Source organism: Kitasatospora griseola, assembly GCF_044999035.1.
GTDB lineage: Bacteria > Actinomycetota > Actinomycetes > Streptomycetales > Streptomycetaceae > Kitasatospora > Kitasatospora griseola.
On the sequence record NZ_CP173360.1, the window covers coordinates 2,854,814 to 2,881,343 of the forward strand.

General features: G+C 71.5%; 19 protein-coding genes. 4 read left to right on the top strand and 15 right to left on the bottom strand.

What is annotated here, in order from left to right; translation table 11 throughout:
• Positions 1-102: 102 nt before the first annotated feature.
• Positions 103-1,656: an MFS transporter gene (locus tag ACI1MP_RS12870; protein WP_404868712.1), complete on the top strand. Its 1,554-nt coding sequence runs from the start codon at positions 103-105 to the stop codon at positions 1,654-1,656.
• A gap of 221 nt (positions 1,657-1,877) precedes the next feature.
• On the opposite strand, the gene ACI1MP_RS12875 is transcribed toward ACI1MP_RS12870, so the two are convergent.
• From ACI1MP_RS12875 to ACI1MP_RS12910, 8 genes are all read right to left on the bottom strand, one after another.
• Positions 1,878-3,425: a DUF4153 domain-containing protein gene (locus ACI1MP_RS12875; RefSeq protein ID WP_404868713.1), complete on the bottom strand. Its 1,548-nt coding sequence runs from the start codon at positions 3,423-3,425 to the stop codon at positions 1,878-1,880.
• A 576-nt stretch (positions 3,426-4,001) separates the two neighbouring features.
• Positions 4,002-7,115: an Ig-like domain-containing protein gene (locus tag ACI1MP_RS12880; RefSeq protein ID WP_404868714.1), complete on the bottom strand. Its 3,114-nt coding sequence runs from the start codon at positions 7,113-7,115 to the stop codon at positions 4,002-4,004.
• 202 nt (positions 7,116-7,317) lie between these two features.
• On the bottom strand, positions 7,318-8,274 hold the full coding sequence (locus tag ACI1MP_RS12885) for a carbohydrate ABC transporter permease (protein ID WP_380342340.1): 957 nt from the start codon (positions 8,272-8,274) through the stop codon (positions 7,318-7,320).
• On the bottom strand, positions 8,271-9,296 hold the full coding sequence (locus ACI1MP_RS12890) for a carbohydrate ABC transporter permease (protein ID WP_380342342.1): 1,026 nt from the start codon (positions 9,294-9,296) through the stop codon (positions 8,271-8,273). Before ACI1MP_RS12890 ends, ACI1MP_RS12885 begins: the two co-directional genes overlap by 4 nt.
• 112 nt (positions 9,297-9,408) lie before the next feature.
• Positions 9,409-10,779, bottom strand: a complete 1,371-nt coding sequence (locus tag ACI1MP_RS12895) for an ABC transporter substrate-binding protein (protein ID WP_404868715.1) — start codon at positions 10,777-10,779, stop codon at positions 9,409-9,411.
• Positions 10,780-10,962: 183 nt separating this feature from the next.
• Positions 10,963-11,529, bottom strand: a complete 567-nt coding sequence (locus ACI1MP_RS12900) for a Clp protease N-terminal domain-containing protein (protein WP_404868716.1) — start codon at positions 11,527-11,529, stop codon at positions 10,963-10,965.
• 1 nt (position 11,530) lies between these two features.
• Positions 11,531-11,761 (bottom strand): hypothetical protein, encoded by a 231-nt coding sequence (locus ACI1MP_RS12905; protein WP_043909817.1) that lies wholly within the window; start codon positions 11,759-11,761, stop codon positions 11,531-11,533.
• A gap of 52 nt (positions 11,762-11,813) precedes the next feature.
• Positions 11,814-12,566, bottom strand: coding sequence for an SDR family oxidoreductase (locus ACI1MP_RS12910; protein WP_388000173.1), 753 nt, complete (start codon positions 12,564-12,566; stop codon positions 11,814-11,816).
• A gap of 264 nt (positions 12,567-12,830) precedes the next feature.
• Between ACI1MP_RS12910 and ACI1MP_RS12915 the strand changes: the two genes are divergently transcribed.
• The gene (locus ACI1MP_RS12915) at positions 12,831-13,430 is read left to right on the top strand and encodes a hypothetical protein (RefSeq protein ID WP_404868717.1); all 600 of its coding nucleotides are present in this window, start codon (positions 12,831-12,833) and stop codon (positions 13,428-13,430) included.
• Positions 13,394-13,855, top strand: a complete 462-nt coding sequence (locus tag ACI1MP_RS12920; protein WP_404868718.1) for a hypothetical protein — start codon at positions 13,394-13,396, stop codon at positions 13,853-13,855. Before ACI1MP_RS12915 ends, ACI1MP_RS12920 begins: the two co-directional genes overlap by 37 nt.
• 93 nt (positions 13,856-13,948) lie before the next feature.
• On the opposite strand, the gene ACI1MP_RS12925 is transcribed toward ACI1MP_RS12920, so the two are convergent.
• Together ACI1MP_RS12925 and nrdR are read right to left on the bottom strand one after the other, a co-directional pair.
• Positions 13,949-16,828: a vitamin B12-dependent ribonucleotide reductase gene (locus tag ACI1MP_RS12925; protein ID WP_404868719.1), complete on the bottom strand. Its 2,880-nt coding sequence runs from the start codon at positions 16,826-16,828 to the stop codon at positions 13,949-13,951.
• Positions 16,829-16,981: 153 nt separating this feature from the next.
• The gene (gene nrdR / locus ACI1MP_RS12930; RefSeq protein ID WP_043909810.1) at positions 16,982-17,458 is read right to left on the bottom strand and encodes a transcriptional regulator NrdR; all 477 of its coding nucleotides are present in this window, start codon (positions 17,456-17,458) and stop codon (positions 16,982-16,984) included.
• A gap of 441 nt (positions 17,459-17,899) precedes the next feature.
• Here nrdR and lexA point away from each other — a divergent pair, with 441 nt between their 5' ends.
• Positions 17,900-18,625 carry a transcriptional repressor LexA gene (gene lexA, locus ACI1MP_RS12935; protein WP_198520699.1) on the top strand — a complete coding sequence of 242 codons (726 nt, stop codon included), beginning with the start codon at positions 17,900-17,902 and terminating at the stop codon, positions 18,623-18,625.
• Positions 18,626-18,739: 114 nt separating this feature from the next.
• Here lexA and ACI1MP_RS12940 read toward each other — a convergent pair whose 3' ends face one another.
• The 5 genes from ACI1MP_RS12940 to ACI1MP_RS12960 are packed head-to-tail and all read right to left on the bottom strand — an operon-like array spanning position 18,740 to position 26,278.
• A complete protein-coding gene (locus tag ACI1MP_RS12940; RefSeq protein WP_404868720.1) occupies positions 18,740-20,821 on the bottom strand; it encodes an ATP-dependent DNA helicase in 2,082 nt (693 codons plus the stop codon).
• 12 nt (positions 20,822-20,833) lie between these two features.
• Positions 20,834-22,609: an IucA/IucC family protein gene (locus ACI1MP_RS12945; protein WP_380342358.1), complete on the bottom strand. Its 1,776-nt coding sequence runs from the start codon at positions 22,607-22,609 to the stop codon at positions 20,834-20,836.
• On the bottom strand, positions 22,590-23,972 hold the full coding sequence (locus tag ACI1MP_RS12950; protein ID WP_380342361.1) for a lysine N(6)-hydroxylase/L-ornithine N(5)-oxygenase family protein: 1,383 nt from the start codon (positions 23,970-23,972) through the stop codon (positions 22,590-22,592). The genes ACI1MP_RS12945 and ACI1MP_RS12950 overlap by 20 nt, the downstream gene beginning before the upstream one ends.
• A gap of 6 nt (positions 23,973-23,978) precedes the next feature.
• A complete protein-coding gene (locus ACI1MP_RS12955) occupies positions 23,979-24,521 on the bottom strand; it encodes a GNAT family N-acetyltransferase (protein WP_404868721.1) in 543 nt (180 codons plus the stop codon).
• On the bottom strand, positions 24,518-26,278 hold the full coding sequence (locus tag ACI1MP_RS12960; protein ID WP_404868722.1) for an IucA/IucC family protein: 1,761 nt from the start codon (positions 26,276-26,278) through the stop codon (positions 24,518-24,520). Before ACI1MP_RS12960 ends, ACI1MP_RS12955 begins: the two co-directional genes overlap by 4 nt.
• Positions 26,279-26,530: the final 252 nt, after the last annotated feature.

The window sequence follows — 26,530 nt, forward strand, 5'->3', positions numbered from 1 at the left end:
CGACTAATGTCCCCCGCAGTGAACGAGACCGTTCACTATCTGCATCGCCGAGCACCTTACCGAAACAGCAACCGATAGCAGTAGCCAGCAGGGGGCACAACAGTGGCTATCTCCGACACGCTCAGCAAGTCGGCTCCGCCGGGGGCCGGTCGCGACCAACGCAAGGGCATCACGCTCACGGTCATCGCGGCCACTCAGCTCATGGTCGTCCTCGACGCGACCATCGTGAATATCGCGCTTCCCCACATCCAGGACGCGCTGAAGTTCTCCACCACGGACCTGTCCTGGGTGATCAACGCCTACACGCTGACGTTCGGCGGCCTGCTGCTGCTCGGCGGCCGGGCCGGTGACATCCTCGGCCGTCGGCGGGTGTTCGTCGTGGGCGTGGTGCTGTTCGGCCTGGCCTCGCTGCTCGGCGGTTTCGCACAGAACGGCGGCATGCTGCTGGCCGCCCGCGCACTGCAGGGCATCGGCGGTGCGATCTGTTCACCCACGGCGTTCGCGCTGATCGCCACCAACTTCAAGGAGGGGCCGGAGCGGAACCGAGCCTTCGGTGTCTTCTCGGCGGTGGCCGGTTCGGGTGCCGCGATAGGTCTGCTGGCCGGCGGTGTGCTCACGGAGTACATGAACTGGCGCTGGGTGTTCTTCGTGAACGTGCCGATCGCCGTGCTGATCGCCATCGCCGCACCGCGCTACATCAACGAGTCCGAGCGGCACCCGGGCACGTTCGACCTGCCCGGCGCCCTCACCTCCACCCTCGGTCTGGTCAGCCTGGTCTACGGGTTCATCCACGCCGCAGACCCGAAGGCCGGCTGGGGTGACAGCGTGACGATCGGCTCGTTCGCCGTCGGTGCCGTCCTGCTGGTCGCGTTCGCGGTGATCGAACAGCGCACCGCCCAACCGATCACCCCGCTGCGGCTGCTGCGGAACCGGAACCGCACCGGCGGCCTGATCATGATGCTCTGCCTGGCCGCGGCCATGTTCGGCATCTTCTTCTACGTCACGCTCTTCGTTCAGCGCGTCCTCGGCTACAGCGCGCTCAAGGCGGGTGTGGCCTTCCTCCCGATCAGCGTCGCGATCATCGTCGCCGCGCAACTCGCCTCGGTCTTCCAGGCGAGGCTCGGGCCCAAGCCGTTCCTGGCCACCGGCAGCGTTCTGGTGACGATCGGGCTGAGCTGGCTGACGCAGACCGACGTGAGCAGCAGCTACCTGCTCGGCGTCCTCGGCCCGACGGTCACCTTCGGCTTCGGCATGGGTCTGATCTTCGTCCCGGTGATGCTGATGGCGGTCTCCGGGGTCGCCGCCCACGAGACGGGCGCCGCCTCGGGCCTGCTCAACTCGGTGCAGCAGATCGGTGGTTCGGTCGGCCTGTCGATACTCACCACGGTCTTCGCCAAGGCCGCCACCTCCGAGGGCAACCGCCAACAGCCGGACTTCCTCGCCCACGCCACCCCGACCGACCTGCAGTACGCCCAGCAGCACCAGACCTTCCCGCCCGGCAGCAAGTGGGCCAACGAAGTGCTGGCCTACGCCGTCTCGCACGCCTTCGTGGTGGGTGTGGCGTTCGCAGCCGTCGCGCTGCTGTCCGCGCTGTTCGTGGTCAAGGCGAAGGCCTCCGACCTGCCCGCCGAAACCCCGGCCGGAATAGCGATATGACGCCGCGCCGATCAGGCTGACGCCCCGGAGGGTGGGGGCGGAGCTCAGCCCCTCCCCCGCCCTCGCTCGGCACCCGCAACCGCACCCGGCACCCGCGCCCGGCACCGGCAGTCAGCGCCCGCGCCCGGCACCGGCAGTCAGCACCCGCCAAGCAGCGGCCACCAACCGCCAAGCCGAGCCAGCCGACCAACCGGCCCCCACCCTCCCACCGCCACCGACCGTCAGCGGTACTCGCTCCCCGCCTCGACCAGCCCGACCCGTCGGCAGGCCTGGCCGCGGTCCCAGACCACGGGGTGCGCCGCGAGGATCTCGCGGGCGCGGGCCTCGGCCCGGCTCATGGCGTACCAGGAGGGCGCGGGCTCGTCGGCCAGCTCGGCGGCGATCGGCTGGAGCGCGCAGGTGCGCAGGTCGTCGGGCAGTTGGTCCAGCACGGGCACGGCATCGACGGAGAGGCCGCGCAGGTAGGCGAGGTCGAGGCGGGCCGCCGAGGTGCGGTAGCGGTCGACGTTCTGCTCGGCGATCAGGCCGTCGGTCCGCAGCAGGCCGAACAGCGCCACGGCCAGCGCCGCGCTGAGCACGACCGCACGGGGCAGCCAACGGCGGGAGGAGAGCACCGAGCCGCACAGCACCATCAGGAAGACCAGGCCGAGCCAGATCTCCACCGCGGCGACGTTCACCCGCAGGCGGGTGAGTCCGAAGGCGTCCATGTACAGGCTCATCCGGACCAGCGCGGTGCCGACCACGACCAGGGTGAGTGTGCAGAGCAGTCCGAGCATCACCTTCACCAGCCGCCGGTCGCCCGCGTTGCTGCGCGGCGCCCAGTACTTGGCGAGCGCGACCACCACGAGGGTGAGCACGGCGATCCAGAGCAGTTGCCAGAAACCCTGGCGGGCGTACGCGGCAGGGGTCATCCCGGTGCGGCGCATGATCGAGCCGTAGCCGCCGATCAGGACCACCAGCTGCACCACCACGAAGGTGCCGAACAGCAGGTTCATCACCGCCAGCGGCATCGCCCACTCCAGCCGTCCGCGTTCCTTGCCGGCGCGGATCTCGGTCCGGTCCCAGCGGCGCGGGGCGGCGGCGGCGTGCGCGGCGCCCAGGGCCAGCAGCACTCCGCCGGCGAAGAACACGAAGCGCAGCGGGGTCTCCCCGGGCTCCACCGAGGGGACGAGGTGCGCGAGCAGGTCGGCGACGGTGGAGTCGGCGCCGGCGAACAGCGTGCCGAAGACCACCAGCAGCAGCAGCGAGACGCCGACGGCCTTGACCACCTGCCCGACGCGGGCCCTGGCCGGGAAGCGGCGCTCCTTCAGCGTCCGGAGTCCCCAGGCGAGCCCGGGCATGAAGTGCGCCCAGAGTCCGATGGATCCCATCGCCACCCCGATCCAGCGGGCGCCGCCGTGCAGGGTGAGCGAGCCGAGGCAGATCGCGGAGAGCACGGCGAGCATCACCGCCCCGTCCGCACCGCTGACGGCCGGCACCACGCAGAGCAGCAGCGCCGCCACGGCGAACACCAGGTGCCACGGCTTGATCCGCCGTCCGGTGCCCAGTGCGGTCATCCCGGCGCCGGCCGCGCCCGCAGCGGCGCAGAGCAGCAGGTTGATGCCGAGTCCGTCGCCGAGCACCAGCGCGCTGACCAGACCGGACACCGCGGCCGCGATCAGTACCCGCAGACGGGCGGGCGCAGCGGCCCGGGGCTTGCTGGGCCGCAGCCACTCCGGTTCGGGCAGCGGATCCACCGGCCGGTACTGGTACGGGTTGCCGCCTGTCACAGGCCCGGCAGCAGCCCCGACCGGTGCTCCCTTCGCGAACGCCCCGGGCCGCGGCACCGCTCCCACTCCGGCTGTCGGGGGCGGCGCGAACGGGTCGAACGGCCGCGGCCCCCCGCTCGCCCCCGCCCCGGACTGCGGCCGGCCACCGGAACCGCCAGAGCTGCCGGAGCTGCCTACACCGGCGGAACCACCGGAGCCGCCGACACCGGCAGTGCCGCCAGGGCCACCAACACCGGCAGTGCCGCCAGGGCCACCAACGCCGGCGGTGCCGCCCGATCCTCCGGAACCGGTGCTGTCGCTGGAGTCGGACGACTGCGACATGAAACCCCCTCAGAATGCGGGCGCGCGCCGACCTTCGGCCAGCCGCACGCCTGTTCGTGCCGGTGACTCTAGGACCCGGGCACCACTTCTGAACAGGTTCAAAAAGCCGCCGGAGCGGCTTGGTCACAGAGTTGTGACACAAACCGCCCCGGCAGCGGGAGTACAGCCAGGGACAACGGTCCCGCTCAGCAGGTCCCGCTCAGCAGGTCCCGCTCAGCAAGCGCCGATCAGCAAGCGCCGATCAACAGCTGCCGATCAGTAGGTGCCGTACAGCGAGTACACGAGGTTGTCCTTCACGGCGGTTCCGAAGCTCGCCGGGAAGGTCCCGAACGGGACGCTCGCGCTGCTGTAGACGCCGGACCCGGCGGGGCCGGAGCTGTAGTGCATGTTGTTGACGGTGGAGCTGGTGCCGTTGGAGTTGTAGACCAGCCAGTAGGTCGTGTTGGCGGCCAGGGTGTAGCTGATGGTCGCGCTGTTCCAGGCGTTGGAGCTCAGCACGCCGACCGAGCTGGTGGCCAGCAGGGCGTCCGGCGAGCCGCCGTTGTCGCTGTAGACGGCGATCTGGAACTGGTTGTTGGGCGAGGCGCTGGTCTGGCCGATGTGCGCGTTCAGCGAGGTGAGCGCGATCGGCGCGGCGCCGGTGGTGATCTTCGAGCCGTTGAGGTGGTTGGAGTTGGTGTCGTCGAGCTGGGTGCCGATGGCGTTGTTGCCGATGGTCTGCGGCGGGGCGCCGGCGGTGGTGAAGGCCGCGGAGTAGGCGGCGGCCTGGGTGTTGCCCGCCAGGTCCTTCACGTTGGCGATGCCCAGCGTGTAGCCGGTGTTGAGCGCGAGGGCCGCGGTCGGGGTGAAGGTGACGGTGTTGGTCGCGGCGTCCAGCGCGACGGTGCCGGCCACCGCGGTACCACCGGTGGTGGTCTTCAGGGTGACGTTGGCGGAGGTGACGGTCGCGGCCTGGACCGGCTCGCTGAAGGAGGCCTTCACCGGGGCGGTGGCGGCGACGCCGGTCGCGCCGTTGGCCGGGACGGAGCCGGTGACCGTCGGCGGGACGGTGTCGGTGCCGTAGGTCGCGGTGTAGGAGCCCACGTTGCCGTCGAAGAAGGCGTACGTGATGCCGTGGATGGTCTCGATCCGGTAGTTGACGGCCGTGGTGCCCTGCTTGATGCCGGTGAGGGTGCCGCCCGCCGAGTTGACCGGGACCATGGCCCGCAGGCCGTTCGCGCCGCCGGTGATGCTGAAGCTCAGCGTGTTCGCGTTCCACGCCATCCCGGAGAACGCGGAGCCGTTGCGGAAGTCCAGCCAGTTCAGCAGCTGCCGGCCGGAGACCACGGGGGTTCCGTGCGCCTTGGCCGCGGCGATGACCTGGTCGGACGCGGTGGAGGCGGCGTAGTCGGTGTGGATGTTGGCGGTCAGGACGGTGTAGTAGCCCTTGGCGTTGTAGGCGTTGTCCAGCAGCGTGTTGACGGTGCCCGGCATGGACTGCCCGGACTCGTCGGTGAGCTGGGTGGTGGCCTGGTACTCGTTGATGGTGGCGCCGTTGGTGTCCGCGTACTTCATCGGCAGGCCGGTGCCGTTGAAGTAGCCGGGCCGGTCCTGCACGAAGCTGCCCGGGTAGTAGTAGTAATCGGTGTCCAGCCGGATGCCGTTGGCGAGCTTGGTCTTGGCCTGGCTGGCCCAGTCGTCCCACTCGACGCAGTGGGTGCGGGTGCTGTCCGGGTTGGGCAGCGAGGGGAACTTGGCCTTCCAGGCGGCGATCTGGGTGGTGTAGACGTTCGCCAGGTCGGTGGGCGTGCCCCACGGGGTGCAGCTGGTGGTGATGTGCGTGCCGATCTCGAAGCCCTGGTCGGAGTAGGCCTTGGCCTGGGCGTCGGTCATCGGTCCGCTGGCGTAGACGTTGGACGAGGCGCGCACGCACTCCCAGTTGGCGACGTTGCAGCCGACCGGGCTCTGCGCGATGTAGCCGTCGAAGCGTCCGGTGGTGCCGCCGATGCCGTGGTCGTCACCGGTCATCACCACGACGGCCTTGACGTCGCGGGGGAAGTACCAGAACTTCGGCAGCGGCTTCTTGGCGGCGTCCATGGTGGTGATCAGGTTGGCGAGCAGGCGCTGCTGCTCGTCGGCGATCGGGATCTGCGCCTTGTCGAGGTTGTTCCAGTTGAGCTGTCCCCCGGTGCCGAAGAACATCTCGCTGGCCTCGATGCCGTCCACGTTGTCGCGCTGCTGGCCGCCCCAGGCGATGTTGCCCTGGCGGGTCTGCACCACGGACTTGGCGAGGTCGAAGGTGAACGCGGCGGCCTGGCCGGTGCCGGCGGTGCGCAGCGTGACGGCCGGGTTGGTGGTGGCCACGGCGGTGTCGCTGTACAGGGTGGCGACGGCGGTGGCGCCGTTCAGCGTGTACTTGTCGGCGGTGCCGTGGTAGCCGATGGTGTCGGAGGTCAGTCCGAGGCCGGGCGCGGCAGTGGTGTCGATCTTCAGGTAGGAGTCGGCCAGCGTGTCGGTGGTGGCGGTGAGGCCGAGCAGCCCGGCGAGCTGCTTGTCGGGCCGCATCGCGACCAGCCGTCCGCCGCCGTTCACCCAGGTGGTGAACATGGTGGTCTGGGCGGCCGTCAGCTGGTTCTCCGCCAGCAGCACCACGTCGTAGGAGGCGAGGGTGGCGGCGGTGACGGTACCGATGTCGGCGGTCTTGTAGTAGTTCAGGCCCTCGGCCTTGAGGATCTCGCCGTAGTACGAGGTGTACGGGTTGGCGGGGTCGGTGACCAGCAGGATCGGGCCCTCGTTGCCGGGGCCGCTGCCGGGCGTGGTGCTGCCGCCGCCGGACGGGGTGTAGGTGGCGTAGATCGAGTAGTTGAGGTTGCCGGTGGAGACGGCGCCGAAGCTGCTGGGCCAGGTTCCGAAGGCCTGGCCGCCGGTGGAGTAGCCGCTCTGGCCGCCGGTGGCGTAGTTGAGGTTGTTGACCGCGGCGGAGACGCCGTTGGAGTTGTACGCCAGCCAGTAGGGCGTGTTGGGCGCCAGGGTGGCGGCGACCGGCAGGGTGTTCCAGGTGTGCGCGGTGAGCGTGCCGGAGGTGGAGGCGCCGAGCAGCGGGCCGGGCTTGCCGGCGACGTCGCCGTACACCGCGACCTGGTACTGGTCGTTCGGCGTGGCGCCGACGGCGCCCACGTACACGCTGACGCTGTTGACCGTTCCGCCGCCGGCGCCGGTCACGAAGCGCGAGGTGTTGATGTAGTTGGAGTCGCCGGAGTCGGTGGCGGTGCCGGTGGCGTTGTTGCCGAGGACGGCGGTGGTGTCCGCGTGTGCCGCGGGCCCCGCCATCAGTCCGGTGGATGCGAGCAGGGCCACGAGCAGCCCGGCGAGCCGTTTTCTGAACCTCACGCCAACCCCCCAAGGTCGGATGACCGGATGAACGGCAGAAGTGCCGTCCTCCGTCCTATCGGCTCCAACCCCGGCGCGTCCGCAGAACCCTCACATCACAGCCACGACTTCCGGCCAACTCGAACGCGAACGCTCCGCATCCGACCAGTATGTCTGCACACCTTCAACACAGCTCAATGTGTTCAACACCTGAATGAACGGCTCAGCCCTTCACCGACCCGGCCAGCAGCCCGCGGACGAAGTAGCGCTGGAGCGCGAAGAACACCGCCAGCGGCACCACCATCGACAGGAAGGCGCCCGCCGACAGCAGTTCCCAGCGGCTGCCGTTCGAGCCGGACAACTGGGCCAGCCGGGAGGTCATCGGTGCGACGGTCGGATTGCCGCCGGCAAAAGTGAGCGCCACCAGCAGGTCGTTCCACACCCACAGGAACTGGAAGATGGCGAACGAGGCCAGCGCGGGGGCGCTCAGCGGCAGCACGATCGAGCGGAAGATCTTGAAGTGCGAGGCCCCGTCCACCACGGCGGCCTCCATCAGGTCGCGGGGCAGCTGGGCGATGAAGTTGTGCAGCAGGAAGATCGCCAGCGGCAGCGCGAACATCGTGTGGGTCAGCCACACCGGCAGGTACGTGTCCTTCAGGTTGAGTGCCGGGATCACCGTCACCGACCCGAGGTGGGCGCCGCCGGAGAACAGCCGCAGCAGCGGGATCAGCGCCATCTGCAACGGCACGATCTGCAGCGCGAAGATCACGAAGAACAGGGTGTCGCTCCCCTTGAACCGCACCCAGGCCAGCGCGTACGCCGCCATCGCGGCCAGCACCAGTGGGAAGACGGTGGCGGGGATGCTGATCGCCACCGAGTTGACCAGGTACGGCATCAGGCCGCCGGAGGTGCCGAAGGAGTTGTCGAACAGCACCGACCGGTAGTTCTCCAGGCCGAGGTCGGGGTGGACGAACGCCTCCCACCAACCGGTGGCGGCGACGTCGCCCTTGGGGCGCAGCGAGGTGACCAGCAGGCCGACGGTCGGGATGGTCCACAGGGCGGTCACGGCGACCACCAGGGCGCTCGCCAGCGGGCTGCTGAAGGACCGTCGGACGGCCTTCGCGGGCGGCAGTTCGGGCTTCGCGGCCTCGGTGGGGGCCAGGGCGGGCTGGGCGCTCATCTGGTCGCACGCTCCTTGCGCAGCAGGGCGATGTTGTAGACCACCAGCGGGGCCACCGCGAGGAAGAGGATCACCGCGAGGGCGCTGCCGCGGCCGTAGTTGTACTGCTCGAAGCTCTGCGAGTACATCTCGTTGGCGAGCACCTGGGTGCCGAAGTTGCCGCCGGTCATGGTGCGGACGATGTCGAAGGCCTTCAGCGTGATGATCATGATGGTGGTGAGCACCACCACCAGCGTGGTGCGGATCATCGGCACGGTGACGTGTCGGAACAGCCGCAGCCCGGTGGCCCCGTCGAGCCGGGCGGCCTCGGTGATCTCGTCCGGGATGGCCTTGATCGCGGCGGACAGCACCACCATGGCGAAGCCGGTCTGCACCCAGACCAGGACGGCCATCAGCAGGAAGTTGTTCAGCGGCTGGGACAGGATCCAGTTCGGCGGGTCGTCCCAGCCGAGCGCGACGGCGAGTTGGCTGAGCAGGCCGACCTGGTTCTGGCCGGCGCCGCGCGACTCGTACACCAGCTTGAAGACGATCGAGGCGGCCACCAGGGAGACCGCCATCGGCATGAAGATCAGCGACTTGTAGATCGCCTGCCCGCGCATCCGGTCCACCATCAGGGCCAGCGCGAGGCCGAGCCCGGTGGCCGCGAGGGGGGCGATCACCAGCCACAGCAGGGTGTTCAGCAGCACCCCGTGGATGGGTGAACTGGTCAGCGCCCAGCCGTAGTTCTTCCCGCCGACGAACTTCGCACTGTCGGCGTCCAGGAAGCTCAACGCGACGGTGCGCAGCAGCGGCACCACCAGGCCGGTGAGCAGCAGCACGATCGCCGGGCCGAGCATCAGCACGATCGCCAGCGGCCGGGAGAACCGTCCGGTGGCGCGGCCGGCGGCGAAGAAGACGGCCAGCAGGAGGCCGGCGAAGCCCAGTACGGCGCCGGCGGTGTTGCCGAACTTGACTGCCGCGTCCTGCCAGAGCGAGTCCGCGAGGTGGAGCGCCGGCCCGGCGAGCCGGGTGTCGGTGGGCATGCGCGGGGTCCTTCCTCAAGACCTGGTGATCTCAGGGCGTTCGGGTGGCCGCAGGGCGTGGGGAGGGCAGCGCGGGCGGACGGCTCCGCCCGCGCTGCCCGGGGTTCCCGGGCTACTGCGGCCAGGCGGCGTCGATGTCGGCGGCCGTCTTCTGGATCGACTGGCCCTCGGCGAACCAGGCGGTGAGCGCCTTCCACTCGGCGCCGGCGCCGATGGCGGCGGGCATCAGGTCGGAGGCGTCGAAGCGGAAGGTGGCCGCCGGGTCGGTGAGCGCGTCGGCGGACAGCTTGTCGATCGGGTCGGTGTAGAGGCTCTTGTCGACGCCCTGGTTGGCGGACACCCATCCGGGCGAGACCTTCACCCGGCTGCTCGCCCAGTCGGAGCTGGACAGGTAGTTCTGCACGGCCTGCACCTCGGGCCGGTCGGAGAACGCGGCGGCGAACTCTCCGCCGCCCTCGACCGGGCTGGTGACCTGCGGGTTCACCGCCGGCAGGCGGAAGGCGAAGATGTCGCCGTCGGGGCTGATGTCGGTGCCCTTGGGCCACTGCGCCCGGTAGAAGGACGCCTGCTGGAGCATCCCGCACTTGTTCTGCAGGATCGGGGTGCCGGCGTCCTGGAAGGTGGTGGTGGCGATCGACTTGACGTCGCCGAAGCCGGCGTTGACCCAGGCCGGGTTCTGCATCCAGTCGGCGACGGTCTTCATCGCGGTGGTGATCTTCTCGTCGGAGAACTTCACCTTGTGGCTGACCCACTGGTCGTAGACGTCGCCGCCGTAGCTGCCGAGGACGACCTCCTCCAGCCAGTCGGTGGCCGGCCAGCCGGTGGCGGTGCCGGAGCCGATGCCGCCGCACCAGGGCTTCATGGCCCCGGCCCTGGCGATCTTGTCGCTGAGCGCCATCAGGTCGGCCCAGGTCTTCGGGACCTCGTACCCGGCGGCCTTGAACGCCTTCGGGGAGTACCAGACCAGGGACTTCATGTTGGCGCTCATCGGCGCCGCGTAGAACGTGCCGTTGACCGACCCGTAGGTCTTCCAGATCGGCGACCACTTGTTCTCCTGGTCGACGGTCTGCTGCGGGGGCTTGACCACCTTGCCGCTCTTCACCATCTGGGCGAGCAGTCCGGGCTGCGGGATGATCGCCAGGTCGGGGGCGTTGCCGCCGGCCACCCGGACCGGCAGCTGCGACTCGAAGTCGTTGGAGCCCTCGTAGACGATCTTGATGCCGGTGCACGAGCTGAAGTCGGCCCAGGACTTCTCCAGCGAGTCCGACTCCGGCGCCAGGATCGACGCGTACATCGACACCTTGGTGCCCGAATGGCCCGCGTACGCCTGGTACTTGGCGCAGTCACCGGTGAGCGCGGCGGCCGACGAGCCGCTCCCGCCGCCGGACGAGGAGCTGTTGGAGCAGGCGGCTGTCAGTGCCAGTGCCAGAACGGCCGGGACAGCCAGTAGCCGCCGGCGTCCAGTGGTCACAGGGGTGGTCAATGCGGTCCTCCTTGCCAGGGCATGGACATGCCAGCCGTAAGACGAACACAACACTGCGCTGTACCGGAGATGTGGGTGTACCCAGCTGATCGCTGGCTCAAAGACGTTAACCCACGGGTCACCCCACGCCAAGGAGCGCGTTCGACCTTCATCGACCGGCGCCCCACTTGTGACCGCGCTGTGCTACGAGGCCTCGGCCCGACCGTCCGCCGCCATCGCCTCGGCCTCCCGCTCCAGGTCCGCCAGGTCCACACCCCGCTCGCGCAGCAGCCGCACGGCCATGCCGCCGCCCTCGCGGATCAGGCCGAGCAGCAGATGGCCGGTCTCGATCCGCCGCACCCGCCCGTCGGCCGCGGCCCGCATCGACAGCGCCATCACCCGCTTGGCCCGGTCGGTGAACCGCGGCCCGCTCCACCGCGAGCGCCCGCCGGCCGGCGGGGCGTCCAGCGCGCCCGGGCCGAACGTCGACTCGACGGCCTCGCGCACCGCCGCCAGGTCGATGCCGATCGTCGCCAGCGCGGCGCCGTCGCGCTCGGGGTCCGGGCCGCCCAGCGCGCGGGCCACCGCGAGCCGGCCGGCGTCCAGGTCCAGGCCGAAGCGGCCGAGCAGCCGGGCGGTCGGATCCTGCGGCTGGGCCAGCAGGCCGAGCAGCAGGTGCTCGGTGCCCAGGTGGCGGTGGCCCAGCCGCTGCGCCTCGTCGCCCGCCAGCGTCACCGTGCGACGGGCCTCCGTCGCGAACCGTTCGAACATCTCAGTCCCCTCCGCGTTCCGTCGTCCGCTTGGCGTACTTCTTGTGCACCGCCTGCCTGGTGACGCCCAGGCAGACCGCGATGTCGTGCCAGGACCAGCCCTTGCCCCGGGCGTTGCCGACCTGGAGTTCCTCCAGCCGGTCGGCCAGGTCGCGCAGGGCCCGGACGGCGCGCAGGCCGATCGCCGGGTCGCCGCTGCTCGCGTCGGCCGCGAGCTGTCTCGTCTCGCTCATGGTGTCAACATAGGTTGACACCGATCGGTGCGTCAACCCTGGTTGACGGAAATCAGTACCGCTCCGCCAGGTACTCCGCGAAGGTGATCCGCCCGTCCGCGTGCTCCGGAGCCAGGTTCCCGCCCGCCCGCAGCGCCTTCACCGCCCCGCCCGGCATCGGCACCCGCAGCACCGGCCGCCGACGGCCCCTGGCCTGCAGGAACTCCTCCGCCAGCGACTCCACCGGACGCACCTGCGGGCCGCCGAAGTCCGCCACCCGCCCGGCCGGGGCGGCCTCCGCCAGGTCCGCCAGCCGCTCGGCGACGTCCCGCACGTCCACCGGCTGGAACGCCACGCCGCGCGGCAGCAGCAGCACCGGCGCCTTCGACAGCCCGTCCAGCATCCGCACCAGCAGGTCGTGGAACTGGGTGGCGCGCAGCACCGTCCAGCCGAGACCGGACTCGGCGACCAGCCGCTCGCACTCCGCCTTCGCCCGGTAGTAGCCGAGCGGCACCGCGTCCACACCGACGATCGACACGTACACCAGGTGCGGGACGCCGGCCTCGCGGGCGGCCCGGACCAGCCGCCGGGTGGCGTCCACGTCCCGCCTGCCGTTGGTGGTCGCGCAGTGCACCACCGTGCCGGCGCCCGTCAACGCCGCGCCCAGCCCGCGCCCGGTCACCAGGTCGGCGACCGCCCAGCCGTGCTCCCCCGGCGTGTGCGCCTGCCGGCTCACCACCCGCACCGGGCACCCGCGCGCCAGCAGCCGGCGCACCAGGACCCGGCCCAGCGTCCCCGTCCCGCCCGTCACCACGATCTGCCGCATCGCGTCACCCCTCTCCTCCCCCAGCCTGCCCGCGCCACCCGCCTCCGGCAGCCCGGCCCACGCACCCGGGGGAACGGGGTCGGACCCCGGCGTCCGGCGCCGGCTCCCCGCACCTCCGGCCACCCGAGCGGCGGCGGCAGGTGCAGGAGGGCGAACTGATCGTCCCGGCAAGCGAGTTCGCCCCGGCAAGGGCGACGGCGGCGCTGTGGGCGCGGCCGCATAGAGTGCCCGCCGGTACGGACGAGCAGCTGCGGAAGGACTCCCATGGCCAGAACCACTCCGCCCCGGCCGGTCGACATCGCGGCCCTGTTCCCGGAGTTGGCGCCGCTGGCCCGGCAGGCGGTGCGCCTGCACCCGCGGCCGGGCGAGCCGGGCGTCCACGAGAGTTCGGTGGGCGGCCCGCTGCTGTGGCCGGCCGACGAACAGTGGCCGGTCTGCACGCGGCCGCACGACCACTGGAGCCCGCCCGTCTCGCTCGACGACGTCCGCCGGAGCCGGGCCGTGCTGGAGGCGCAGTGGCTGCGCCCGCGCGAGGCCGGGGAGAACCTGCTCGACCCGGCGCAGCGGGACCTGCTCGACCGGCTCCGGGCCGGGCACCCGCCCCACGCCGGGCCCAATCCGCTGCTTCCCGTCGCCCAGTTGTACCTGCGCGACGTCCCCGGGCTCACCGGCCCCGAGGGGGCGGACCTGCTGCAGGTGCTGTGTGCCCGCTGGACCACGACGACGCGCTGCCCGCCGCCCACCTGGTCTGGCGCGACTCCACGGGCGTCGGCGCGCTGCTCGCCGATCCACCGGCGCCCCTGGACGTCGACCACTACGGCCACTACGTGCCCGAGCCGTGCGCGCTGCACCCGGAGGCGGTGACGGAGTACCCGGCGCCGCTCGAACTGCCCAAGGAACTCGCGGACCGCCTGTACGCGTGGGGCGAGGCCGCGCAGCACCCGGAGGGCGACCGGGGCCCGGGCGGCGCGTACTACCAGTACGAGCTGTCGGTCGCGCCGGGCTGGAAGGTCGGCGGCTGGGGCCCGTGGAGTTTCTGCGACCCCTGGCCGATGGAGTGCGCGGACTGCGGGGCCGCGTACCGGCCGCTGTTCACCGTCGACTCCGGGGAGTGGGACGGCGGGAGCGGCAGCTGGATCCCGCTGGAGGACCGCCGGCCCCCGCCGGACCCGGTCGGGCACCGCCGGCCGTCGGACCCGCCGATGGTGCAGATCGGCCGCGGCTACACCCTGCAGCTCTACGTCTGCCCCACCTCGTTCGACCACCCGCACCACGCCGCCATGCAGTGAGCGGTCCGCCGCAGCACGAACAGGGCGCCCCTCCGGAGGATCCGGGGGGACGCCCTGTCAGGTCAGCTGCTCAGGACGGTTCCTGAGCGACCGTCAGCTGCAGCCGCTGGTGGAGCCGCAGCCCTCGCAGAGGTAGCAGCTGCCGGCGCGACGCATCTTGGTGCCGCAGGAGAAGCAGAGCGGCGCGTCGGCGTTCAGGCCGAGGCGGATCTCGGCGAGCTCCGTGGAGTTGTGCGCGGCGGGCGCCGGCTTGGGCTGCTCGACGACCGGGAGGGCGACGTGCGGCTTCTCGGCGGCGAGCGGCGCGGACTGGGCGAGCGACTCGACGTCGAGCTCCTCCTCGATCGGCTCGTAGGAGCCGGTCTCCAGGTGCCGGGTGCGCTCCTCGACGGAGTGGATGCCGAGCGCGGAGCGGGTCTCGAACGGCAGGAAGTCGAGGGCCAGGCGGCGGAAGATGTAGTCCACGATGGACTGCGCCATCCGCACGTCCGGGTCGTCGGTCAGGCCGGCCGGCTCGAAGCGCATGTTGGTGAACTTGGCGACGTACGTCTCCAGCGGGACGCCGTACTGCAGGCCGACCGAGACGGCGATGGAGAAGGCGTCCATCATGCCCGCGAGGGTCGAACCCTGCTTGGACATCTTCAGGAAGACCTCGCCGAGACCGTCGTCCGGGTAGGAGTTGGCGGTCATGTAGCCCTCGGCGCCACCGACCGTGAAGGAGGTGGTGATGCCGGGACGGCCCTTGGGCAGGCGCTTGCGGGTCGGACGGTACTCGACGACCTTCTCGACCGCGGGGGCCGCGGCCGGGGCCGGGGTGGCGACCGCCGCCGGGGCCTTGGTCTTGGCCGAGAGCGGCTGGCCGACCTTGCAGTTGTCGCGGTAGATGGCGAGCGCCTTGACGCCGAGCTTCCAGGCCTGGAAGTAGATCTCCTCGACCTCCTCGACGGTGGCGTTCTCCGGCATGTTGACGGTCTTGGAGATCGCGCCGGAGATCCACGGCTGGATCGCGGCCATCATCCGCACGTGGCCCATCGGGGAGATCGACCGCTCGCCCATGGCGCAGTCGAACACCTCGTAGTGGGCGGCCTTCAGGCCGGGCGCGTCGATGACGTTCCCGGTCTCGGCGATGTGCGCGACGATCGCCTCGATCTGCTCGTCCTGGTAGCCGAGGCGCTTCAGGGCGCGCGGCACGGTGCCGTTGACGATCTGCATCGAGCCGCCGCCGACCAGCTTCTTGAACTTGACCAGGGCCAGGTCGGGTTCGACGCCGGTGGTGTCGCAGTCCATCATCAGGCCGATGGTGCCGGTCGGGGCGAGCACCGAGGCCTGCGCGTTGCGGAAGCCGTTCTGCGCGCCGAGCCGGACCACGTCGGCCCAGGCGGTGTTGGCGGCGGCCCACACCGGCGCGTCCAGGTCGTCCAGCGGGGCGACCGCGACGGAGGCGTCCGCGTGCTGCTTCATCACCCGCTGGTGCGGGGCGGCGTTGCGGGCGTAGCCGTCGTACGGGCCGACCACGCCGGCCAGTTCGGCGGAGCGGCGGTAGGCGGTGCCGGTCATCAGCGAGGTGATGGCGCCGGCCAGCGCGCGGCCGCCCTCGGAGTCGTAGGCGTGGCCGGTGGCCATCAGCAGCGCGCCGAGGTTGGCGTAGCCGATGCCGAGCTGGCGGTAGGCGCGGGTGGTCTCGCCGATCTTCTCGGTCGGGAAGTCGGCGAAGCAGATGGAGATGTCCATCGCGGTGATGACCAGCTCGACGACCTTGGCGAAGGTCTGCGCGTCGAAGCTGTCGTCGTCGCGGAGGAACTTCATCAGGTTCAGCGAGGCCAGGTTGCAGCTGGAGTTGTCCAGGTGCATGTACTCGGAACACGGGTTGGAGGCGTTGATCCGGCCCGACTCGGGGCAGGTGTGCCAGTGGTTGATCACCGAGTCGTACTGGATGCCCGGGTCGGCGCAGGCCCACGCGGCCTCGGCCATCTTGCGGAACAGGCCCTTGGCGTCGACGGTCTCGATGACCTCGCCGGTCATCCGGCCGCGCAGGCCGAAGCCGGTGCCGTTCTCGACCGCGGTCATGAACTCGTCGTTCACCCGGACCGAGTTGTTGGCGTTCTGGTACTGGACGGAGGCGATGTCGTCGCCGCCGAGGTCCATGTCGAACCCGGCGTCGCGCAGGGCGCGGATCTTCTCCTCCTCCTTCACCTTGGTCTCGATGAAGGCCTCGACGTCCGGGTGGTCGACGTCCAGCACGACCATCTTGGCGGCCCGGCGGGTCGCGCCGCCGGACTTGATGGTGCCGGCCGAGGCGTCGGCGCCGCGCATGAAGGAGACCGGGCCGGAGGCGTTGCCGCCGGAGGAGAGCAGTTCCTTGGAGGAGCGGATCCGGGACAGGTTCAGGCCGGCGCCCGAGCCGCCCTTGAAGATCATGCCCTCTTCCTTGTACCAGTCGAGGATCGACTCCATGGAGTCGTCGACGGACAGGATGAAGCAGGCGGAGACCTGCTGCGGCTGCTGGGTGCCGACGTTGAACCAGACCGGCGAGTTGAAGCTGAACACCTGGTGGAGGAGGGCGTGCGTCAGCTCGTGCTCGAAGATCTCGGCGTCGTCCGGGGACGCGAAGTAGCCGTGCTTCTCGCCGGCGGCGCGGTAGGTGAGCACCACCCGGTCGATGATCTGCTTCAGGCTCCACTCGCGCTGCGGGGTGCCGACCGCGCCGCGGAAGTACTTGCTGGTGACGATGTTCACGGCGTTCACCGACCAGAAGTCGGGGAACTCGACGCCGCGCTGCTCGAAGTTGATGGACCCGTCGCGCCAGTTGGTCATCACGACGTCGCGGCGCTCCCAGGTGACCGCGTCGTACGGGTGGACCCCAGGGGTGGTGTAGATCCGCTCCAGCCGCAGACCGGTCTTGGGGGCCTTGGCGCCCTTCCCGGCCTTCTCCGACTTCGACCCGCGCGCGGAACCGCTCGTGGTGTCTGTCATGCCTTGCTCCTCCTCCTGGGCAAACGCCCGAAGTGCCCTGAAAAGTCCGGGCACGACTGGTTCGTTCTCCTGGTGCGCGGGCAGGCGGAAGCCCGGCCACGGCACACGGGTACTGCGGTGACTTGAATGAAAAAAGTGAAAGGGACCCGGCCGTTACGGCACGGGCACCGGAACCGGGGCCGCGGGCCGCTCGGAGCGCAGCTCCGCGATCGCGGCCTCGAAGTCCTCGAGGTTGTCGAACGCCCGGTAGACAGAGGCGAACCTCAGGTACGCCACCACGTCCAGCTCCTTCAGCGGGCCGAGTATCGCCAGGCCCACGTCGTGGGTGGAGAGCTCGGCGCTGCCGCTGGCCCGCACGCACTCCTCGACCCGCTGCCCGAGCTGGGCCAGCGCGTCCTCGGTGACCGGGCGGCCCTGGCAGGCCTTGCGGACGCCGGAGATCACCTTCTCGCGGGAGAAGGGCTCGGTGACGCCACTGCGCTTGATCACCATCAGAGTGGCGGTCTCGACGGTGGTGAACCGGCGACTGCAGTCCGGGCACTGCCGGCGACGGCGGATCGAGCAACCGTCGTCACTGGCCCGACTGTCCACGACTCGGCTGTCCGGATGCCGGCAGAAGGGGCAGTGCACCTGGAACTCCCTCCCTGCGACCGACGGCGAACGACTCGAACCACTCTACCCGACTCGAAACACAAGACCTGTGCCCGATCGAGGACACTAGCCACTAGATCTAGTGGCGGACGCCGCGCCACGCCGGGCGAACGGGTGAGAGCCGAGGACATCGCAGGCCGGGACCCCATAGACTGTTCGAGTCGAACATGCAATCGACTTACACCCGGAGGCTTGATCACGTCCGGCAACCTCGAATAAATTCACTCGAACGTGTGTTTGGCGCAACCTTTCGATAGAGGCGCCAGTTGAGCTGGACAGTTGGAGCACCAGTCGAGAGGGTCGCCCGCGATGTCCACCCCCAGCACCGCAAGCGTCATGCACACCGTAGAAGCCAAGACCGCCATCCCGGTGCAGGAGCGTTCCGCGCGCACCACTGACCAGGAGAGCATGGATCAGACCATGAGCCGTAGTCAGCCGATCGAGGAGTCCCCGCTCGGTGTGCCCACCCCCGTCGTCCGCGCCCTCCCCGGCCGACCGCCAGGCATCCGCACCGACGAAGCCGGTCTGACGGAGCGCCAGCGCCGCGTCATCGAGGTCATCCGCGATTCCGTGCAGCGCCGGGGCTACCCGCCGTCCATGCGCGAGATCGGCCAGGCCGTCGGCCTGTCCTCCACCTCCTCGGTCGCCCACCAGCTGATGGCCCTGGAACGCAAGGGCTTCCTGCGCCGCGACCCGCACCGCCCGCGCGCCTACGAGGTCCGCGGCGTCGAGGTCGCCCGCCCCGCCGCGGCCGAGACCTCCGGCCGGCCCTCCACCTCCTACGTGCCGCTGGTCGGCCGGATCGCCGCCGGCGGCCCGATCCTCGCCGAACAGACCGTCGAGGACGTCTTCCCGCTGCCCCGTCAGCTGGTCGGCGAGGGCGAGCTGTTCGCTCTGACGGTCAAGGGCGACTCGATGATCGACGCCGCGATCTGCGACGGCGACTGGGTGACGGTCCGCCGGCAGCCGGTCGCCGAGAACGGGGACATCGTCGCGGCCATGATCGACGGCGAGGCGACGGTGAAGCGCCTGAAGCGCGAGGACGGGAAGATCTGGCTGATGCCGCACAACGTGGCGTACGAGCCGATTCCCGGCGACAACGCGACCATCCTCGGCAAGGTCGTGGCGGTCCTGCGCCGGCTGTAGGACGAAGGCAGGCGAGCGCGAAACCGGGGGCGCGAGCAAGGCGACGCACAGCAAGGTCCGGCTGAAGACGGGAGTCCCGTCCTCGGCCGGACCTTGCTGTTGGATGCCCGCTGCCTACCGGGGACGGACCGGCGGCGCCGACTCGTCGATCGAGGCGAGGGACCGGCGGACCTGGTTGCGGTCGGTGGTGTACCAGAAGTCCGGCATGGAGGAGCGGAAGAAGCTCCCGTACCGGGCGGTCGCGAGTCGCGGGTCGAGGACGGCGACGATGCCGCGGTCGTCCGCCGCACGTACCAGGCGGCCGGCGCCCTGGGCCATCAGGAGGGCGGCGTGGGTCGCGGCGACCGCCATGAAGCCGTTGCCGCCGCGGGATTCGACGTCCTTCTGGCGGGCGCTCATCAGCGGGTCGTCGGGGCGCGGGAACGGGATCCGGTCCATGACGACGAGCTGGCAGGCCGAGCCGGGGACGTCGACGCCCTGCCAGAGCGAGAGCGTGCCGAACAGGCAGGTCTGCGCGTCGGAGGCGAAGGTGCGGATGAGCTCGCCGAGGGTGTCCTCGCCCTGCAGCAGGATCGGCACGTCCAGGCGCTCGCGCAGCGCCTCCGCCGCGGCCTGCGCCGCCCGCATCGAGGAGAACAGGCCGAGGGTCCGGCCGCCGGCGGCGCCGATCAGCTCGGTGAGTTCGTCGAGCATCTCCGGCCGGTCGGGTTCCCGGCCGGGCGGCGGCAGGTGCTTGGCGACGTAGAGGATGCCCTGCTTGGGGTAGGTGAACGGGGAGCCGACGTCCAGGCCGCGCCAGTACGGCGGGGCGTCCTCGCCGGTCTCGGCGCTCGGCCCGTCGGGCGTGCGGTGGTCGGGCAGCCTGGTCTCGCCGGGCAGGCCGAGGGACGCGGCGACGCCGAGAAAGTCACCGCCGAGCTTGAGCGTGGCGGAGGTGAGGACGACCGAGCGGTCCTTGTACAGGTTCTCCCGCAGCAGCCCGGAGACGGACAGCGGGGCCACCCGCAGCGATGCGGTGCCCAGGCCGAAGCGGTCGCTGCGCTCGATCCAGACGACGTCGTACTCGGAGCCGGTGAGCAGCCGGTCCGCCGTCTCGTGCAGGGTCTCCGCGGAGGCCATCGCCTGCTTGCGGACGGCGTCCTCGTCGCTGAGGCCCTTGTCGCGGGTCTCGCCGAGCGAGGTGATGACCTGGCGGCAGGCGTCCCGGATGCCGGCCACGGCGTAGCCCAGGTACTCGGGGAGCTCCTCGACCTGGCCGGGCTGCGCGGTCTCCATCAGGCCGTGGAAGTTCTCCGCGGCGGCCTGCAGCGCGTCCACCGCCTTCTCGTTGGCGAGTTTCGCCGCCCGCTTGACGGCCCGGTTGACGGCGCCGACGGTGAGTTCGGCGGTGGCGGCGCCGGTGACCCGGTTCACCAGCTCGTGCGCCTCGTCGATGATCAGCAGGCCGTGTTCGGGGAGGACGGGCGCGCCCTCGATCGCGTCGATCGCCAGCATCGCGTGGTTGGTGACCACCACGTCCGCCAACTTGGCGCGCTCGCGGGCCTGTTCGGCGAAGCACTCCTGGCCGTAGGCGCACCGGGAGGCGCCCAGGCACTCCTTGGAGGTGACGGAGAGCTGGGCCCAGGCCTTGTCGGAGACGCCGGGGGTGAGGTCGTCGCGGTCGCCGGTCTCGGTCTCGTCGGCCCAGTCGCGCAGCCGCAGCACGTCCTGGCCGAGCTTGCCGGTGGGGCCGCCGAGCGCGTCGACCGGGTCGAACAGGCCCTCGCCCTCGTCGCTCGGGGTGCCCTCGTTGGCGCGGTGCAGGCACAGGTAGTTCGAGCGGCCCTTGAGCATCGCGTACAGCGGGCGGCGGCGCAGCGTCGGGTGCAGGGCGTCGACGGTGCGCGGCAGGTCGCGTTCGACGAGCTGGCGCTGGAGGGCGAGCGTCGCGGTGGCGATCACCACGTTGTCGCCGTGGGCGAGGGCGGGCACCAGGTAGGCGAGGGACTTTCCGGTGCCGGTGCCGGCCTGGACGAGGAGGTGTTCGCCCTCGTCGACGGCGGAGGCGACCGCCTCGGCCATCCGGACCTGCCCGGGCCGCTCCACGCCGCCGACGGCGTCGACGGCGGCGTGCAGCAGTTCCGGGATACGGGAGGCGGGGACGGGAGGCGCCGACGCGTCCGGGCCGCCGGGCAGGGGTGCGGTGTCGTTCGTCATGACATTCCCAGCCTACGGGGCCGGGGTGACAATCCGGTGCTGTCGGGTCGGGAGGTGCGCGGTGCTGTGCAGCGGATTGTCGACCTGGCCGTGGACGGCGGCGTGCGGACGGTCCGGGCGGTCGCGGTAGCCGTCGAGCAGCAGCCGGTTGCGGTTCAGGCAGAGCCGGTCGATCCGCGGCGTGAACAGGTCGAACAGCCGGTGCCGGTCGGCGAGTTCCGGGAAGCGCCGCTGGCAGTCCCGGATCCGCTCGGCCAGCAGGTCCCAGAACTCGGTCTCGGGGAGGCCGAGTTGCTCCTCCAGCAGGGGCGCCAGGTAGCGGTAGACGCCGATGAACAGCCCGGAGTGCAGGAACTGGCACAGGTAGTCGGGGTTCTCCCGCAGCAGCACCTCGCCGATCCCGTCGGGCAGGTCGGCGAGTTCCGGCAGCGGCCGGTCGCTGATGTTGACGTCGTCGACGAAGTCCTTGACGGCGAGCCGGACCGGGACGTCCCGCTGGTCGAAGACGATGATCGCGTTCTCGCCGTGCGGGGAGAACACCAGGCCGTAGCGGTACAGGAAGTGCAGCAGCGGCGGCAGCATCACCGCGAACAACCGGTCGACCCAGCTGCGGACGTCCAGCCCGGAGCGGGCGACCAGCTCGGCGGCCAGCGCACGGCCGTCGGAGCCGGTCTGCAGCAGCGCGGCCAGGGTGCGGCCGCGTTCGCCGTCGTCGAGGTGCCGGCCGAGGGGTTCGCGCCAGATCGCGCCGAGCAGTTCCTTGTACTGGTAGGGAGCGTCGGGCAGGTCCCGGTACAGCGGGTGCTCGACGGTGACGGAGGCGATCTCGCCGAGCAGGATCACCCGGCACTCGTCGCGCAGGTACGGGTCCTGGTCGCGCAGCCGCTGGATCCAGGCGGTGACGGCGGGCGCGGCGAGCGCGCGTTCGGTGGGCAGGCCGCGCCAGACCAGGGTGTTGAGGATGGCGAGCGGCAGTTTGACGGTGCACCGGTCGGGTCTGCTCAGGTTGAAGAACGACCGGATGGACTGCTGGGGCAGCCGCAGGTCGCCGTCGCTGGGCAGCGGAATGATCTCGCCGCTGGCGATCCACGGCGCGAACAGGCCGACCACGGTCTCGTCCCACTGCCAGGGGTGCACCGGCAGCAGCCAGAACTCGGCGGCGCGCTCGCCGAGTTGGGCGCGGAACGCGGGGTCGAGCTCGGTGTCGTAGATGGTCTCGTCGCCGCGGAAGGCGGCCAGGTTCTTGTGCACGGCGAGCCACGGCAGGGTGCGCGGCAGCCGGGCCTCGGGGGCCCAGCCGGCCGCGTCGGTGGCGGAGAAGCCGAGCCGGCCCTTGTTGGCCACGATCCACGGGTGGCCGGTCTGTCTGCCCTCCAGCGCGACGTGGTCGAGGTCCGCGAGTTCGGCCGCGCTCAGCGCGGTGGCCCGCAGGTGGGCGTCGGCGATCAGCGTGGCGGTGAGCTCGCGGACCAGGTGGCCGGTGGTGTCGCCGTTCAACTTCAGTGTGTGTCGGGCCTGTTGGAGGAACCGCAGCGGATCGTCGCCGCCCGCTATCGACCCCGGGTCGACCCGCCAGCTGCCGTAGGCGCCCCGGCGGGCGGTGAACCGGTAGTCGGCGTCCGGGAGTTCGAGCAGGTAGTGGTCGCCCTCCGGCCGGGGGTGCAGCAGTTCCTCGTAGGCGAACTCGCCGAGCAGTTTGGCCAGCATGGCGCGTGCGGCGGCCCGCCAGTGCCCGGTGGTGAGCTGGGGCGGCAGGTGGAGTGCGGTGTCAACGGCCGGCTGCGGCACGCTCGTTCCCTTCCTGGGGTCGCGGGAGCACCGGGGCCGTGGCGGGCTCCGGGGCGAAGGTGGTCCAGGCGGTGCGGTGGGGCAGCGGGTGCAGGGTCTTGCCCGCGACGGCGTTCAGGATCACGGCGGCGCGGTGCGCACCGAGCCCGAGGTCCGGGGTGCCGACTCCGTGAGTGTGCAACTCGGCGTTCTGGACGTACAGCCCCCCGGTGAGTTCCGGCCGGGTGGCGACCCGGTGGTCGAGGTCGACCCGGAAGCGGCCCTGTTCGTCCCAGTCGATCAGCTCGGCGATCGGGTCGAGCAGCGCGGGCCGGACCGCCCGGTAGCCGGTGGCGAGCACCACGGCGTCGGTGCGGACCGAGTGGCGGCGGCCGGAGTCGGCGTGCCGGCAGTGCAGTTCGATGCCGCCGCCGGGGCCGGGGGCGGTCTCGGTGACGGCGGTGCCGGGGAGGATCTCCACCGGTTCGGCGTCGATCGGGCGACCCACGGTGCGCTCGTACAGGTGGTCGTGGATCTCGGCGAGGGTCTCCGCGCTGGCCGCCTTGTGCAACTGCCACTGCGCGGGCACCAGGGCGTCCCGGACCGGCTCGGGCAGGCCGTGGAAGTAGCGGGTGTAGTCGGGGGTGAACTGCTCCAGGCCGAGCTTGGAGTACTCCATCGGGGCGAGCGCCCTGGTCCGGGTGAGCCAGCGCACCCGGGTGCCGTCGCCGGCGTGCCGCCGCAGCAGGTCGAGGAACACCTCGGCGCCGGACTGGCCGGATCCGACCACGGTGATGTCCCGTGCCCCGTCGAGCTTCTGCCGCAGCGTCAGGTAGTCGGCCGAGTGCAGCACCGCCGGGTGGTCGCGCAGCGCCGCGAACGCCGCGGGGCGGGCCGGCTCGGTGCCGACGCCGAGCACCAGGTTCCGGGCCGGGTACGTCCGGCCGGCCGCGTGCACCCGGTACTGCCGCCGGTCGGCGTCCCAGTGGACGGCGTCGACGGGGCTGTCGAAGCGGCAGTTGGGGAGCCGGTCGGCGGCCCAACGGCAGTAGTGCTCGTACTCGCGCCGCGGGAGCTGGAAGCGTTCGCTGAAGTAGAACGGGAACAGCCGTTGCTGCTCGCGCAGGTAGTTGAGGAACGACCACGGGTTGGTGGGGTCGACCAGCGAGACCAGGTCGGCGAGGAACGGGACCTGCATGCGGGCGCCGTCCACGAGCATGCCGGGGTGCCAGCGGAACTCGGGTCGGGCGTCGAGGAACAGCGCGCCGACGGTGTCGGCCCGGTCGGCGAGCGCGGCCAGCGACAGGTTGAACGGGCCGATGCCGACGCCGATCAGGTCGTACGGCTCGGGCTGCCGGCCTGTCGTGTCGTCGTGGGGAGTCATGGCGTCCTAGGTCTCGGGCCGCGGGCGGATCATCAGGGCGGCGCGCTTGTCGGGGAGGTCGAGATCGGCGGCCCGGGTGAATCCGGCGGCGGTGAACGCCCGGACGGAGGGCGTGTTGCGGACGTCGGGTTCGGCGAGCACCCGGGTGCAGCGGGGTTCGTCCCGCAGCAGCCGGGCGGCGATCGCGTCGAGCAGCAGGGCGGCCAGCCCCCGGCCGCGGGCGGCGGGGGCGAGCAGCAGGTGCACGCCCAGGTCGTACGGGCGGGCGGGGTAGTGCGCCGCCAGCGGGTCGAGGTCGGCGCGGTACAGCTCGAAGTAGCCGGTGGGTTCGCCGTCGAGCAGGGCGAGGACGGGGCGGCTGCGGCCGTCGCCGTCGAGCTGCCCGGCGAGGTGCGCGGCGGTGGTCTCCGGCGGGCCCGCGAGGGCCCACCAGCGGTCGGTCTCCGGGTCGTTCATCCAGTCGGTGAGCAGCTCCAGGTCGGTGCTGGGCCGGACGGTGCGCAGCACGAGTCCGCCGGCCGCCGTGGGGATGCGGAGCTCGGGTGTCACGCCCCGGCCACCGGGTTGGCGATCTCCACGTACACCGACTGGGTCTCCACCGGCCCGACCAGCTCGTCCAGGCCGTGCAGCCGGGTCAGCAGGTTGGCCTTGCACCGCAGGGTGGGGGTGTCCAGCAGGAGGGCGGGCAGCGCGGAGCCGGTGGCGGTCGCGGCGGGGCCGGCCAGGAAGCGCCGCAGGGCGGCCAGCAGCAGCTGTTCGTCGGCGAGTTGCTGGGAGCCGAAGGCGCCGATCAGGCCGAGCACGTGGTTGATGCCGAGGTAGTAGGCGAAGCGCTCGTCGGCGACCGCGTCGGGGACGAAGGTGTCGCTGTGCGCCCCGAGTCCGGGCAGCATCCGGTGCAGCCGGTCGGCGTGCGAGGTGCGGAAGTAGTAGCCCTGGTTGTCGCGGTAGCGGCCGCCGGTGGGCCAGCCCTGCGCGTCGAGCAGGACCAGGCTGTTCTGCTGGTGGGCCTCCAGCGCGATGCCGGCCTGCCCGTCCAGCCAGAGGGTCGGCAGCACCACGGCGTCCAGGTAGCGCAGGAACCACTCGGTGGCGACGGTCGCCGCGGGGCGGCCGGTGCGGGCGGCGAGTTCGCCGAGCACTTGGGCGAGTTGCGAGCCCGCCGGGTCGACGGGCTGTTCGGCGACCAGGCCGGCCACGCACAGCGCCCGGTCGGCGGGGCCGAACGGCAGCTGCCGGAGCACGGTGTCCAGGCCGTTCGGGTCGCCCAGCGCGGGGTGGTCGACGCCGATCCAGGCCGGGTCGCGGACGATGTCGAAGCCGGGGTGGGCGGCCTGCCACCGCCGGGCCAGCCCGGCCTCCAGCAGGCGGTGCACCTCGACGCCGCGGTGGAGCTCCTTGCGCAGGTTCTCCCGGCGGGAGTTGGTGATCCGCAGGCCCAGCGACAGTTTGAGCATCCACGGGGTGCCGGGCCGGCAGACGGTGCGCACCGAGCTGGTGGGGTGCCAGGGCTCGCCGTGCTGGCCGAGGTCGGTGAGCAGGCCCCGCTCCAGCAGCTCGGCGACGGCCGGACGGAGCGTCAGCTCCCGGGCCTGCCAGGGGTGCAGTGGCAGCGCGGCGGCGCCGTCGGGCAGCGGGCGGCCGTACAGCTTGGCGGTGAGCCGTTCGGCGGGGGCGCCGACGGCGGAGTCCGCGGCGAGCAGGCTGCGGTCGACGGCCCACCAGTGCAGCCGGAACGAGCCGTGCAGTTCGGGCGAGTAGGCGGCGGACTGGGCGGGGCCGAGACCGTCGCGGCTCTTCGGGGTGGGGTGCAGCGGGTGGCCGAGCAGCAGCGACTGCTCGGCGCGCAGGAACGGGTCGCTGGGGGCCGCGGGGGTCCGGCGGCGGTGCGCGAGGATCTCCGCGGTGCGGCCGACCGAGTCGGCCACCCGGGAGGTGAGGTCGGCGAGTTGGCCGGGCTCGGGGCGGCCGGTGGCGCCGGCCACCAGGGCGGCGACCGTCACGGCGTCCACCGGGTGCTCGGCGGCGCCGGTGGAGACGGTGGCGGGGCCGAACCGGTGCCAGCCGCAGGCCGACCAGTGACGGACCGGCGCGGAGAGCTGGGCGGCGCCGCCGAGCACCGGGATGCGCAGCAGGTCGCCGTCGGGGCGTGCGGCGGCGGTCTCCCGGGCCCAGCAGCGCAACAGGCTCTCGGTGGCGGCGTGTTCGGCGGCGACGGCCGGGTCGGGGTGGAGCAGCGGGTCCGTACTGAGGTGTCCGGCCGACGGCCGGGCGACCGGGAGAACGTCGGTGAGGATGGTGGCCAAATCCGCTCCTTGAGCCGCGCGATTGCCTTCGGGTAAGGGTTACCTATCCCTTCGGTGCGGACACAAGATCGGCTCACTCGTTCCGGTGAGCTTCTGCCGATCGTCCCCGTACCGGCGGGCCGGCTGGGATCCTGACGGACCGTCACCATCACGGTTCGATGACCGGACGCCAACAGGACCGCACCGCCCGCCGGTGGCCCGGGCCCGGATGAAAGACTGTCCCCGGGGGAACGGACTGTTTCAGGGGGGTTG

What these genes read in the sequence shown, in the direction of transcription:
- lexA (WP_198520699.1), top strand. Translation starts at nt 17,900, where the DNA reads ATGAGCCGTAGTCAGCCGATCGAGGAGTCCCCGCTCGGTGTGCCCACC.
- ACI1MP_RS12905 (WP_043909817.1), bottom strand. Translation starts at nt 11,761, where the DNA reads ATGAGCGAGACGAGACAGCTCGCGGCCGACGCGAGCAGCGGCGACCCG.
- ACI1MP_RS12885 (WP_380342340.1), bottom strand. Translation starts at nt 8,274, where the DNA reads ATGAGCGCCCAGCCCGCCCTGGCCCCCACCGAGGCCGCGAAGCCCGAA.
- ACI1MP_RS12890 (WP_380342342.1), bottom strand. Translation starts at nt 9,296, where the DNA reads ATGCCCACCGACACCCGGCTCGCCGGGCCGGCGCTCCACCTCGCGGAC.
- ACI1MP_RS12950 (WP_380342361.1), bottom strand. Translation starts at nt 23,972, where the DNA reads ATGACTCCCCACGACGACACGACAGGCCGGCAGCCCGAGCCGTACGAC.
- ACI1MP_RS12900 (WP_404868716.1), bottom strand. Translation starts at nt 11,529, where the DNA reads ATGTTCGAACGGTTCGCGACGGAGGCCCGTCGCACGGTGACGCTGGCG.
- ACI1MP_RS12925 (WP_404868719.1), bottom strand. Translation starts at nt 16,828, where the DNA reads ATGACAGACACCACGAGCGGTTCCGCGCGCGGGTCGAAGTCGGAGAAG.
- ACI1MP_RS12915 (WP_404868717.1), top strand. Translation starts at nt 12,831, where the DNA reads ATGGCCAGAACCACTCCGCCCCGGCCGGTCGACATCGCGGCCCTGTTC.
- ACI1MP_RS12910 (WP_388000173.1), bottom strand. Translation starts at nt 12,566, where the DNA reads ATGCGGCAGATCGTGGTGACGGGCGGGACGGGGACGCTGGGCCGGGTC.
- ACI1MP_RS12940 (WP_404868720.1), bottom strand. Translation starts at nt 20,821, where the DNA reads ATGACGAACGACACCGCACCCCTGCCCGGCGGCCCGGACGCGTCGGCG.